Genomic DNA, 12821 nt, shown 5'->3' on the forward strand with positions numbered 1-12821 from the left:
GGAACAACCGGGGTTCGCCCCGAAGAGATATAAACGAGGAAAAAATGCTCGAAATCAAAAACCTGCACGTCAAACTTGAAGAAGAGGACAAGCAGATCCTCAAAGGCGTCAACCTCACCGTTGAAGCTGGCAAAGTGCATGCGATCATGGGGCCGAACGGTTCTGGCAAGTCGACACTGTCTTATGTGCTGTCTGGCCGCGACGGCTATGAGGTGACCGACGGTGAGGCCTCGCTGGCTGGCGAAGATCTGCTGGAGATGGAGCCGGAAGAGCGCGCCGCCGCAGGCGTCTTCCTGGCGTTCCAATATCCGGTTGAGATCCCCGGTGTCGGCAACATGACCTTCCTGCGCACCGCAGTAAACGCGCAGCGCAAGGCCCGCGGCGAAGAAGAGCTGAGCGCCTCCGATTTCCTGAAGGAGGTCCGCGCCAAGGCGAAGACGCTGAAGATCGACGCCGATATGCTGAAGCGTCCGGTCAATGTCGGCTTCTCCGGTGGTGAGAAAAAGCGTAACGAAATTCTGCAGATGGCGATGCTGGAGCCGAAAATGTGCATCCTTGATGAGACCGATTCCGGTCTGGACGTGGATGCAATGAAACTGGTTTCCGAAGGCGTGAATGCCCTGCGCGACGAAGGCCGCGGTTTCCTCGTCATCACCCACTATCAGCGCCTGTTGGACCACATCAAACCCGACGTGGTTCACATCATGGCAGATGGTCGCATCGTGAAAACTGGTGGTCCTGAGCTGGCGCTGGAAGTCGAGAACAACGGCTATGCCGACATTCTGGCAGAGGGTGTGTAAATGGCGCTTGCTGACAGAAAACAAAGCGAAACAGAGGCGCGTCTGGCCACGCTGACCATGCCGGAGGGCGGCTGTCTGGCGGAGGCGCGCAAAGCCGCGCTGTCCCGCGTACAGACGCTGGGGCTGCCCGGCCGTCGCGATGAATATTGGAAATACACCCGGCCCGATACGCTGACCGCAGCGGAGGCACCAACCGCCGCCGTTTTTGATGCAGGCGAGCCTCCGATGTTCAGCGAATTTGATCGCATCAAGATCGTGTTTGTCGATGGTGTTTTTGATGCTGATGCCTCGGATGAACTGGCATTGGAAGGGATCAGCATTGATCGCATTGCTGATATCTGCGCCAAAGATATCCATTGGGCCAAGGACTTGTACGGTGTTCTTGAGGCGCGCGGTCAGACCCCTGTCGCACGCCCGCTGGCGGCTTTGAATACCGCATTTGCGCAGGATGGTGTCGCGATCCGCGTCACCGGGACGCCTTCGAAACCGGTCAGCTTGATCTATCGCCACGCGTCAGAGGACTCGGATGCGATTCTGCACCACGTGATCCGTGTTGAGAGCGGGGCCACCGCGACCATTCTGGAAAACGGGCCTGCGGCCTCGCGGTTCAACAAGTGCATGGAAATTGACGTCGCCGACGGCGGTTCCCTGCATCTGGTGCGCGCACAGGGTCGTGATCACGAGCGTCGCGCGGCAACACATCTGTTTGCGCGTCTTGGCACTGAATCTGTGTTCAAATCCTTCACCCTGACTGTGAATGGCGTGCTGACCCGGAATGAGGCGGTGATCGAGCTGACCGGCGATGATGCCGTGGCCCACATCGCTGGTGCGTGTGTTGGCGATCGGGATTTCCATCACGACGACACTGTGTTCATCACCCATGATGCCGTGAACTGTGAGAGCCGTCAGGTCTTCAAGAAGGTGCTGCGCAATGGGGCGACTGGTGTATTCCAGGGCAAGATCCTGGTGAAGGAAGGCGCGCAAAAGACTGACGGATATCAGATTTCCCAGTCTTTGTTGCTGGACGATGACAGCCAGTTCCTCGCCAAGCCTGAGCTGGAAATCTATGCCGACGACGTGGCTTGTTCGCATGGCTCCACGTCCGGTGCGATTGACGAAGAAGGTCTGTTCTATCTGCGTTCCCGTGGTGTGCCGCATGCCGAAGCGACCGATCTCATGACGCTTGCGTTTCTCGCCGAGGCGGTGGACGAGATTGAGGACGCTGATATTGCGGCGAACGTTGTGGACCGGCTGGAAGGCTGGTTGGCCCGGCGCCGCTGATGTCCGTCAGTCAGGACATTGTTGCCACCTACAAGGGGCCGCGCAGAGTTTTTGCGCGGCGTCTTGCCATGGGGCTGCATGAAGACCGGCTGCTTGCCATTCTGATGGCTGGCTGCGCTATCGCGTTCATTGCGCAGATGCCTGTGCGGGCGCGGGAGGCACATCTGACCGGGCAGGAGTTGAACATGCTGCTGGGCGGATCGCTGCTTGCATTGCTGTTCATGGCGCCGCTGCTGCTATATGCGCTGGCGTTTCTGGCCCATGGGCTGGCCCGGTTGGTCGGCGGCTCAGGCGGTAGCGCTCAAGCCCGTCTGGCGCTGTTCTGGGCCTTTTTGGCGGCCAGCCCGCTGATGCTGCTAAACGGGCTCGTGGCTGGGTTTATCGGGTCGGGGCTTGAACTGACACTGGTCGGCGGGATCTGGTTCCTGCTGTTTCTTTGGTTCTGGGTCAGCGGTATGGCTCAGGCGTATTGGGCTGAAAAATGATACCCTACCAGACACTTGCAAGCCTGACCTTCAGCGCGCCGACCGCAGCGGCGCGGGTGCTCCTGTCGGTGGACTGGCCCCGTCAGGCACTTGTTCTGGCGCTGTTGCTGACGGCCGTGCTGAACACGCTGGTGCTTGAAGTCGCGGATGCGATTTTACCGGGTAATAGCAGTCTCCTGCCAAGCCTGTCCCCGCTGCCCTATGCCGGTGCGGTTTTCGTCCTGCATCTTTGCATCACTGCGCTACTGACTTGGACCGGTCGCTGGATCGGCGGTCAGGCGCGTTTTGTCGAAATACTTGCGGTCAACGTCTGGCTGAATGCGGTACAGATAGCTCTTTTGATGGCCGTGATACTGCTGCATCTGATCCTGCCTCTGGCCGCCTCCTTGATTGCTCTGGTGGCAAATTTCGTCATGCTGGCGATCTTTCTGCTGTTCATCAAAGAAGCACATCAGTTTACATCAGTCTGGCGGGCCATCGGCTCGGTTCTGATGTCGGCGATATTGATCGTCATCCTTCTCTCTCTGCTTTTGGGGGCCCATGCCCCGGCACTATTGGGACTTCCCGACCATGTATGATGTCCAAAAAATTCGCGCCGATTTTCCGATCCTGTCCCGTCAGGTGAACGGCAAGCCGCTGACCTATCTGGACAACGGTGCGTCGGCGCAGAAACCTCAGGTGGTGATTGATGCAATTACCCGTGCATATTCAGAGGAATATTCTAACGTTCACAGAGGTTTGCACTATCTTTCTAACCTTGCGACTGAAAAATACGAAGGCGTGCGTGGCACGATCTCGCGTTTTCTGAATGCTGGGGATGAGAACACGATTGTGATGAACTCCGGTACCACTGAAGGCATCAACACCGTAGCCTATGGTTGGGCGATGCCCCAGCTGGAGGCCGGGGATGAGATCATTCTGAGCGTGATGGAGCACCACGCCAACATTGTGCCTTGGCATTTCTTGCGCGAGCGTCAGGGCGTGGTGCTGAAGTGGGTAGAGACCGCCGCTGACGGCAGTCTTGATCCGCAGGCGGTATTGGACGCCATCGGTCCCAAAACCAAGCTGATCGCAATTACCCAATGCTCCAATGTGTTGGGAACCATTGTGGATGTGAAAACCATCTGTCGTGAAGCGCGTGACCAGGGCGTTGCGGTATTGGTCGACGGCTCGCAGGGCGCGGTCCACATGCCAGTGGATGTACAGGATATCGGCTGTGATTTCTACGCGATCACCGGTCACAAACTCTACGGTCCGTCCTCATCAGGTGCGATCTACATTCGACCCGAACGGATGGCAGAGATGCGCCCCTTCATGGGCGGCGGCGATATGATCAAGGAAGTCGCCCGTGAGCAGGTGATCTACAATGATGCGCCGATGAAGTTCGAGGCCGGCACGCCGGGGATCGTACAGATGATCGGTCTGGGCGTGGCGCTCGAATATATGATGGACATCGGCATGGAGAATATCGCCGCCCATGAGACGGCCATCACGACCTATGCCAACGAGCGGTTAAGCGGTTTGAACTGGGTGAATATACAGGGGCAAGCTGCTGACAAAGCTGCGATTTTCAGCTTCACGCTTGAGGGCGCTGCCCATGCGCATGACATCTCCACCATCCTTGACAAAAAAGGCGTGGCCGTGCGCGCCGGTCAGCATTGTGCAGGGCCTCTGATGGACCACCTCGGCGTAGCTGCCACCTGTCGGGCTTCTTTCGGACTGTACAACACCAAGGAAGAGGTCGATGTGCTGATCGACGCGCTGGAGCTGGCGCATGAGTTGTTTGGCTAGCAAACTCGTGCAGCCGCGCCAATAGCGGCCGCGACCTTGGTCATCCTAGATGCTCCTCCGTCATTGCAGCGCCAGTTCTGCGTTGCTCTGACGGAATACGCGGCGGGAGCCCGTGCGGTGGAATACTTGGAGAAGACGATTAAGTTGGCGCAGCGGTCTTAACGCCCAGCTGCGGAGTGACTCTCGTGATAGATCTGGTACAGCGCACGCTCGTAATCTCTCGTCCATGCTTCGGTGTCAAACAGCGGCAGAGCAAACCGTTGTTCTCTCAGTTGGTGTTTAATCCGTGATATCTCGTCGGGATTTTTTGCCAGGCTCACAGCTTTGTCGATGAAAAGTTTTTCAGATTTCACAGACAGCTCTGGTAGATTCGCCGCACTCAGGACGCTGCTGGCAACACGGGCCGCAAACTGTTTGCCAGCCAGGGTCAGTATCGGAACACCGGCCCATAGGATGTCGGACGCGGTCGTATGGGCGTTGCAACTGAAACAATCAAGGCACAGGTCGACTTGCGAAATACGGTCTATGTGAGCGGCCTGCGGTAGCGCCCCACAAGGGATGATCCGATCCGGAGCGACGCCATGCGCCTCGGCCTTTTGAGCGACGACTTCAGCGATATCAGCATTGCCCATATAGAAGAGTAGCACCGAATCCGGAGCTCGTTTGAGTATCTTCATCCATGCGGCAAACTCTCGCGGGCCGACCTTGTAGGTGTTGTTGAGATTGGCGAAGACGAATTTATCCTGCGGGAGGTTGTAGTCTGCCCTAGTGTCGCGGACCTCGGGGACATGGCGGCAATTGCTATTGGGCTGATAGCAATTGGGCAATCTGAGAATGGTTTCGCTATAATATCGTTCCGAGCCCTCAGGGATCGTGACCTCGTCAGCGATCATATAGTCAATCATGTCCATGCCGGTGGTACCCGGAAACCCGAGAAACGAGACTTGAACCGGTGCAGCCCCATAGGCGAATATTTCTTGCTTTGAGGCGAAGGTATCCCCCTTGAGATCCACCGCGATATCAACTCTGTCGCGGATGGAAAGGTCGGCAGTCTCCTCAGGGGTCAGGTTCGAAACATCTCTGTAGTGGTCCGCGAAGTTGCGAACAAAGGCGCTTTCTTCGGACTGCTCCTTAGGGAGAAGATCATAAACATAAAATTCGAATTTGTCTCTGTCATGCGCCTTCAGCGCGCCGCGGAACAGATGCATTGTGGGATGTTCGAAGAAGTCGCTGGAAAAATACCCAACCCTGATCTTATTGCCGGGCTCATGAGGCGCAGGTTTGGCCCGTCTGGATTTGGGGGCACGCAGGCTTGCATTGTCAAGCTGGGCCTGAGGGTCATCGATATAAGTGAAAAGGGCTAGCGGGTCTGGACGATGGTTGGCCTGCTGCATCCTCTCAAGGCAGCGTCGTTCTTGCGCATCGTTCTTCCATGCCAGGAATTTGCGCCGAAGCCTCATGATCAAGGGCAGAGCAATTGGGCTGTTTTCATCAATCGCCAAAGCGGTTTCGAGGATCTTGAGAGCTTGCCTGTCAAACCCACCATCCTTCAGGCGAGAGCCCAGGGCGGCGATAAACACCGAGTTTGACGGAGCCAGGGATAGCGCCTTTTCCTGGAGTGCGATTGCTTCCTCAATGCGTCCGGTCCGAGAGGCGACGATCTCAGCCAGATAGTGATAGCTAAGTGCAGTTTCGCCCTCATGTATGAGGGAGCTGCGCATCATGGGTTCGGCCTCAGTGAAGTCGCGGTTTCGCATAAGCTGAACCGCGCCGGTATAGAGCGGGCAGTTAAATCCGTTTGGAAACGAAATGGACAAAATGAAACTCCGGATCAGCGTCGGCCCATTCTGACTTGAAATGTTTAATGACCGGTGAGGATCCGTGTGTGAAACGTCGGGTATTCCGGCATGTGTCACGGCCGCAAACTTGGAGACCCCAGCCGCAATCTCACGCGGGTTAGATCAGGAGTGGTCATGCTTTCAGGTAAAAGTGGCGGAGAGACAGGGATTCGAACCCTGGGAACCCGTGAAGGCTCAACGGTTTTCGAGACCGTTTTTAGGCGTTTGCAGCCCGCCAAACCCCTTATTTCATTGGGCTACCAAGTGGCGGGATGCGCGATATCGGCATCTTCGGCGGGGTAGGGCGGCATAGTTAGACGGCATAGTGTTCATAGAGAGGCCGACTCCAACGGCGATACTTAAACCCGTCGTGACCCGTAGCCCTTTTCCCTTCCAAGTCATGCGTGCTTCGGGTGGCGGCTACGAGGGAGTTGGCCCAAGCGGACACATCGGGCCGGAGGGAGTTCCATCGCCGAGATATGAACTTGATCCTATGTGCATTGACCGCTGAGCGCTGCCAGTCGGCGAGATTTCAACTTTAGAAACCTCCAGAGACGGAATGTCTCTTGAGAAGGTAACCAGACATCGTGGCAGTCACCGCTTCCGGTTATTGCATCGCAGCACTACAATAGGTATCTGAGATTTGCCCACCAGTGGAAACTTCTGCGGATGAAAGAGTTTAGCTTAACGATCGGCGATACAACTTGGTCGATCTCGACGGTAGGCTCGGAGGCGTGGTATCAGTCCGGCGACTGGCCGCTCATTGGTGCAATCGGAACTTTGGCAATTTCGAACGCCGTTGCAATTTTCATTGCCCTTTACCAACAGAGAGTGACCCGGAAATCTTCTGAGGATTTTGCTCTCCGATCTACCATTGAGAAACGCCTGGAGGAATTCTACAATCCCCTCCTTGCGCTCTTGAGTGAAAATCGAGAAGTTTTTTCGAAGTTTGGGCCGAGTAGAATTGCAGGCCTTGAAAGTGGGGATGCTGTCGTAGCAGCCGAGGTCTGGAAAGAGATGAAGTTAGGTGTCATTGTTCAAAACAATGAAAAGATATCGTCGATAATTCAGTCGAAGTCCCATCTGCTCTCAGAGGGGGATGATTTTGAACAGTATTTGCGGCTCAAGTTACACATTGATTCATACTCAATTTTTCTAAAGGTTGGGAGCGAAGTGCATGAGCAATTCAGATTTCCGATTGGGATCGAAGATAGGGTTTCCAAGTTCCGAACGGAGCAAATTAGAGAATTGGAAGCAACGAAGGGATAAATGGGATGCGCCATTATAACGGGTGGCTTTGGGGTCAGTTGCGCGAACTCTACGGTGACAGAGTGGAACCACGCTATAGTCCACTTATTTCTATCAGTCGCACCCAGATGGGCGTGGTTGTTTCAAATCATAGGATTTGGTGTCCGACGCCTCAAGATTATAGGATCACTCGAGATTGTGTCGAAGAGGTCCACGAGATTGGGGGAGACATAATCTCCTATGCGAGCCAATGGTCGCAGCCTTCCGCAGAGGGAAAAGCGCGTGCTCAAGAACTTGGCATGAGGGTGATGCCGCATGGCGCCACGATATCCTTCTTTGAGTAAGCAAGGTTATGCGTTGGTTTCCAAGTTTTCTGCTTGCTTGGCTGATCATGACATGTCGCGGCTGCTGCACCGCCTTGAACTGCACGTGTTCGGCTCGATAGCAAGGGGAGCGTCATTGCCGTCGGATTTCGATGTTGCAATCGTATATAAGGCAAGTGATTATTCCGCAGCAAAAATACTGCGGACGTGGGTGCGCGAGAATTCCGATGGTATTAAGGGTGCGATCGGGTTGGACGCCAATCTACTTGTTCTTTCGGAGGCAGAGTTTCTTGAATCCAGAGGCCAAATCGGACCGACGCTATCATTGGCCGTATGATATTCAAGTTTTCTTTAGGTGAATGAGTAATATTGGGGGAATGGGGGTATAAGGATCACTTTCGCGCAAACTTCTTGTCATTTCGCTGGTCTCTGAAGTGAGAAACTTATTCATCCGGTCGGGTCCCATAAATGACTCTACTTCATGTTCTGACGACGCGTGTCCAACTGTTCCTCGAAAGTAGTTCGCTTTTCGAAAGAGAACGAAATTTTCCATCGTGGACGATGCTGACGGGAGGGCAGGGTGGCCTTCGAAAGAGACATTGCGGTGACCACCGAGAAGTCGGTGTAACCGCTTTCACCTTAACATGGACTATTTTGCGGGTCAGCGGGTCGCGCTCAGGTAAAACAACATAGTGATGGTTCATCCTTTCGCCGACACGCGCCGCAACTCGAAGCCATGACTTCTTTGTGTTGTCGGTCCACGGCGAAGTTTCGGGGCATATTCCAGGCAAGTGAAACATGGGTTGGTTGGCTTTATCCACCATGACTGCTCGAGTGTAAAAAAGCGCTTCTTTCGAAGAGCTGATGTTTCTTATCACATTGCCGTCAACCATGGAGAAGATTTTGTCGTCCTCGTTTCTCATAGAGCTCACGCTTACTTTCCTCGAAAACTTAAATGCGAGAACCTTCGAGTTCTCTTCGATGGAAATTTCCGAAAACAGGTTCTTCAAGCCGTCGGCTTCGATTGCGTTGCCGATCCACGAGTTGCTTTTGGCGCCTGGAGATCCGGTAATGAGGCTGAGATCGGAGCACAGCACCCTGCATGCGGGTCTACCAGGCAGGGCGATCACCCCAACCGAGAGCAACGGATTTCTATCGACATAGGCATAGCAAGCATGAAAAAGGCGCAGTAGATGCAACGACGGGTTGGCCGCTTCGAGCAAAGCGACTAATTTCAGTGGCATGAGGTATTCCGTAGGTTTGGACATAGGTATCTCTCTGTTGTTCACAGGGGATATCGGTCCGAAGGGTCTTGGCCCAAAATGGAAGTAGCTCAAGAGCCGCAAGAATGTCTGGATGTGCCGAAATTCTGTCTGAGGCGCGCGGTATAAAGGACGTAACGCACCTTCCTACGTCCGCGGGTGCCGGACCACGGTCCGCTTGTGCCGAAATTCTGTCTGAAAAAGCCGGACTACCGGCGGGATATTCCGAGATAGTGCCGGGTAAATTTATCTACCTGACTGAATTTTCGAGGTATTTAGGCATGGGAACCTCGTAGAACCTCTGAACCTGTAAGAACCCCAAGGGAAGTGGCCGGTAGCGGACAAGCAATCTCCGTTCTCAACCTGCATCGGCAGAGACATCGGGTGCCGCTGTCCGATTCATCTTTCGCACGCGGGTCAGGAACTCATCCACCTCTGCCTCCTCGAAGACACCATCAGGGCCATCCGGTGCCCGATCGGTAAAGGGACTGTCATAGAGCATGCCGGGGTCCACAATGCCATTCTTGCACAGATGCTCGATGACCATGCCCACGAATTCAATCTGATCGGCCGACCTGCCGTCGGCGATGAAGTCGGCGAAGTGTTTCTGCGCCGCACCGCGGTCCAGCCCGACCAAGGACCGAAGAAAAACCCCGAACCCGCGCACCTGCGCATGCTCCGTATCCTTGGCGATTGAGATGTCCTCGGGCGAACCTACGCCTGCTTCGAGAAGCATCTTTTCAAGCTCTTCGATGTCCAATGGGGTCAGCGGTCTACCCATTCTAAGCTTGCGCAGCGCGACATGGTCTTCATGCTGTGACAGGAATTCGCGTGCCTTTTTCTTGAACGCCGCGAAATCGGCAGCAGGGCTCAAGATCACGCCGGTCGGCGCACCCAGCTCATCCTCGAAATCTGTGTAAAGTATCGTCCGCGACCCCTGGTCTATTAGGTGGACGATCTCACGCAGCCGAAGGCGGGCACGCTCCACAATGGGGACAGTCAGACCAGTCCACCACGCATCAGTCAGAATTTCCTCGATCAGCTCGGCATGCCTCGCTACCGCCGGAATTTCCATCTTCGACGAGAGCGCTGTCGCGATCTCGCTGAGTTTTCGGCGACAGGATTCCATCCTCGTGGATATTCCCATGAGCGCGAGCTGAAGCTCGAACATCAGCAGGTCGAACCTTTTGGCCTCCTCACCCCCGAGGTCCGCACTACTCGGAAGGGTGGCGAGTTCGGTCAACTGTTCGGTAGCACTCTCAGGCAGCGCCGACCAAGACGCGTCCTCAGCTTGCCAAGCCTCGACTTCGCGCAGGTGTCGCCGCACGACGAATGACGAAATGTCGAGGCCCATGACGAACCGGCGAACATCCTGGATGAGGCCATGCCGGACCTCCAGGAGCTCATCCTGCGATCCTATACCATCGGTCTGGCCGCCTTCGGCATCTTCCTTGATCAGCGGCCTCGGCTCGTCGATGGCCTGAGCGATCTTCAAGCGGGTCTCGATCAATCGCTCGGTGAGCGATTTCGGCACTTTGGGGTCAGAAAGCTCCGGATTTGAGCCGAAGAACTCGAGGTTACCGCAGACGTCGAAGATACGGAACTCGCTCTTGCGTGTCCCGGGGCCGAAGAGATCGGGGCATAGCCGAGTGCCACGGCCCACCATCTGCCAGAACTTGGTCTTTGACCGCACCATCTTGAAGAAGACGAGATTGACCACTTCGGGCACGTCGACGCCGGTGTCCAGCATGTCGACCGAGATGGCAATCTGCGGCTCCTTGCTGGGTATCTCGAACGCCTCAATCAAGCTCTGGGCATAGCTTTCGCCGTGCACGATGCGACGGGCGAATGTCTCACCGTAGTTCGGCCAGCCGGCGTTGAAGCGTTCTGCGATGAACTTCGCATGAGGCTTGTTGGCCGCGAAGATGATCGTCTTGCCGATCTTGTCACCGCCGTCGACACGAATCCCGTGCTCCATCACATGAGCCAGCACCTTGTCGACGGTATCCTCATTGAAGAGATACGTGTTGATTTCGCCTGCGGTCACTTCGTCCCGGCGACCAGATTCACCCCAATCGAGCTCGTCCCACTCATCCTTCTCCTCGTCAGTCAGATCGTCATAGCGAATACCCTCGCGCATGAATCGCGTGGGTAGGGAGATCGGATCGAACGGGACGAGCCAGTCATCCTCAATCGCTTCCTCAAGACCGTAGAAGTCCGTTGGGTGGCCAGGATCGAGGTCGAAAAGCCGATAGGTATCGCGGTCCACCTCGTCGCGCGGCGTTGCCGTGAGCCCGACGAGGTAGCTGTCGAACCATTCAAATATCGCGCGGTAGCGCTTGTAGATGGATCGGTGAGCCTCGTCGATGATGACGAGGTCGAAGTGACCAGGGCCAAACCGTCGCCCGCTCTGATCGGCTCGGTCAATCAGGTTCATCATCGTCGGATAAGACGAGACGTAGACGCGGCCGGTGCCGGAGGGGTCGGTCACCAGGTTAACCGGGGCGCTTTCGGGAAGGTGGGCGGCAAAGGCGTTGCGGGCCTGACGGACAAGACTGATCCGGTCACAGAGGAAAAGGGCGCGCTTCACCAGACCTGCCCGGATCATCATGTCGACGAGGGCCACCACGGTGCGTGTCTTGCCGGTTCCGGTCGCCATGACCAGAAGCGCCTTGCGAGAACCCGCATCGAAATGCTCGGCGATGCGGGTCAGCGCCCGCGTCTGGTAGGGACGGCCTGCGATGGCGGCTTTGGGTTTCTGAGCTACCAGTGGCTTGGCATCCTTCCGGCGGGCAATCATTTCGCCCAGCTCCTGAGCTGTCTTCAAGCCGCCCAGGCGGCGCGGCGGGATGCTGCGGGCGTCGTCCCAGATCCAGTGCTCGTAGCCGTTCGTGTAGAAGATTATCGGCCGACGGCCGTGCATCTGCTCCAGGGCATCTGCATAGAGCTTTGCCTGCTGCTGGCCGACGCCAGGGTCGCGACGGGTGCGTTTCGCTTCTACCACTGCCAAGGGCAGGCCGTCCGCGCCCCAAAGGACGTAGTCGGCGAAGCCGTGGCCCTTCTCGTTGGGCATCGGCTCCACACGGTATTCCAGATCCCTGCCGTCCTTCAGGTCGATCCATCCGGACTCCGCCAGGAGCAGGTCGATCAGGCGCAGGCGGGTGGTAGCCTCGTTGTAGTCGTGCGGGTCGGTCTTCAGTTCAAGGCGACCCTTCGCCACCTCGGCGCGCTTTGCCTTCAGTTCATCGTCGAGAGTGGCGTAGCGAGCGCGGAGATCCTGAAGCTCCTCGTCCCGCTCTGCGAGGGCCTTCTCGGTGCTCTGTATCCGTCCGCGGGCGTCGCGGATCAGGTCGAACCTGGCAGTCAGCGGGGCGGGGTCAAAGGGGTTCGGCTCGGGTGGCTTCTGGCGCCGGGCGTAGGTGCGGCCGAACCAGTGCAGGACGTGGTGCAGCTCCTCGACCACCTGGCGCGCGCCCTCTGGCTTCAGGTTCGATCCCTCGTGGGCGGACTTGTTGCGCACGATATTGATGAACCGTGCCTTGGCGTGGACCTTCTGCCCCATGATGGTGCGCAGGTCGGGGTCGTTGATCATCCGGCTCGCGCCGGTCTGAGCGGGGGGCGTCAGGCCCGCATCATGGGCGAAGGCCCAGCCGAGCGCGAGCTCCACCGCCTTGCCCGCCAGGATCGCTGCCGCCTCGGGCTCCGACATCGCCAGCCGCTCGGCTGAAGTCGCCGCAGCGTGGACGGTGGGGAAGTCGGGTTCGAGATGTGCGAAATTGCTGGCGGTCATGGC

10 protein-coding genes are annotated in these 12821 nt (G+C 56.7%); 7 read left to right on the forward strand and 3 right to left on the reverse strand.

Translation table 11 applies throughout. The annotated features are described in order from the left end of the window. Nucleotides 1-44: 44 nt before the first annotated feature. Genes sufC through OO25_RS03395 form a run of 5 tightly spaced genes read left to right on the forward strand, consistent with a single transcriptional unit; the run spans nt 45 to nt 4357 of the window. Nucleotides 45-800 (forward strand): Fe-S cluster assembly ATPase SufC, encoded by a 756-nt coding sequence (gene sufC, locus OO25_RS03375; RefSeq protein ID WP_014879982.1) that lies wholly within the window; start codon nt 45-47, stop codon nt 798-800. Beyond that, nucleotides 801-2081: a SufD family Fe-S cluster assembly protein gene (locus tag OO25_RS03380; protein ID WP_040178466.1), complete on the forward strand. Its 1281-nt coding sequence runs from the start codon at nt 801-803 to the stop codon at nt 2079-2081. It abuts the gene before it with no gap. After that, nucleotides 2081-2566: a hypothetical protein gene (locus OO25_RS03385; protein WP_040178467.1), complete on the forward strand. Its 486-nt coding sequence runs from the start codon at nt 2081-2083 to the stop codon at nt 2564-2566. The genes OO25_RS03380 and OO25_RS03385 overlap by 1 nt, the downstream gene beginning before the upstream one ends. Further along, a complete protein-coding gene (locus tag OO25_RS03390) occupies nt 2563-3144 on the forward strand; it encodes a YIP1 family protein (protein ID WP_040169089.1) in 582 nt (193 codons plus the stop codon). The genes OO25_RS03385 and OO25_RS03390 overlap by 4 nt, the downstream gene beginning before the upstream one ends. After that, a complete protein-coding gene (locus tag OO25_RS03395; RefSeq protein WP_040178469.1) occupies nt 3137-4357 on the forward strand; it encodes a cysteine desulfurase in 1221 nt (406 codons plus the stop codon). The genes OO25_RS03390 and OO25_RS03395 overlap by 8 nt, the downstream gene beginning before the upstream one ends. Nucleotides 4358-4515: 158 nt before the next feature. On the opposite strand, the gene OO25_RS03400 is transcribed toward OO25_RS03395, so the two are convergent. Beyond that, nucleotides 4516-6174, reverse strand: coding sequence for a UDP-N-acetylglucosamine-peptide N-acetylglucosaminyltransferase (locus OO25_RS03400; protein WP_040178471.1), 1659 nt, complete (start codon nt 6172-6174; stop codon nt 4516-4518). A gap of 690 nt (nt 6175-6864) precedes the next feature. On the opposite strand from OO25_RS03400, the gene OO25_RS03405 reads away from it, so the two are divergent. Both OO25_RS03405 and OO25_RS22735 read left to right on the forward strand, forming a co-directional pair. Beyond that, complete coding sequence (locus tag OO25_RS03405; protein WP_040178472.1) at nt 6865-7464, forward strand: hypothetical protein; 600 nt, start codon at nt 6865-6867, stop codon at nt 7462-7464. A gap of 294 nt (nt 7465-7758) precedes the next feature. Beyond that, a complete protein-coding gene (locus OO25_RS22735; RefSeq protein WP_139044746.1) occupies nt 7759-8103 on the forward strand; it encodes a nucleotidyltransferase domain-containing protein in 345 nt (114 codons plus the stop codon). A gap of 142 nt (nt 8104-8245) precedes the next feature. Here the strand turns inward: OO25_RS22735 and OO25_RS22740 are convergent, their stop codons facing one another. Next, on the reverse strand, nt 8246-9034 hold the full coding sequence (locus OO25_RS22740; RefSeq protein ID WP_139044747.1) for a hypothetical protein: 789 nt from the start codon (nt 9032-9034) through the stop codon (nt 8246-8248). A gap of 352 nt (nt 9035-9386) precedes the next feature. Then, nucleotides 9387-12818 (reverse strand): DEAD/DEAH box helicase family protein, encoded by a 3432-nt coding sequence (locus tag OO25_RS03415; protein WP_040178476.1) that lies wholly within the window; start codon nt 12816-12818, stop codon nt 9387-9389. Nucleotides 12819-12821 lie beyond the last annotated feature (3 nt).

This window comes from Phaeobacter sp. S60 (genome assembly GCF_000826845.1).
GTDB classification, from domain to species: Bacteria; Pseudomonadota; Alphaproteobacteria; order Rhodobacterales; family Rhodobacteraceae; genus Phaeobacter; species Phaeobacter piscinae.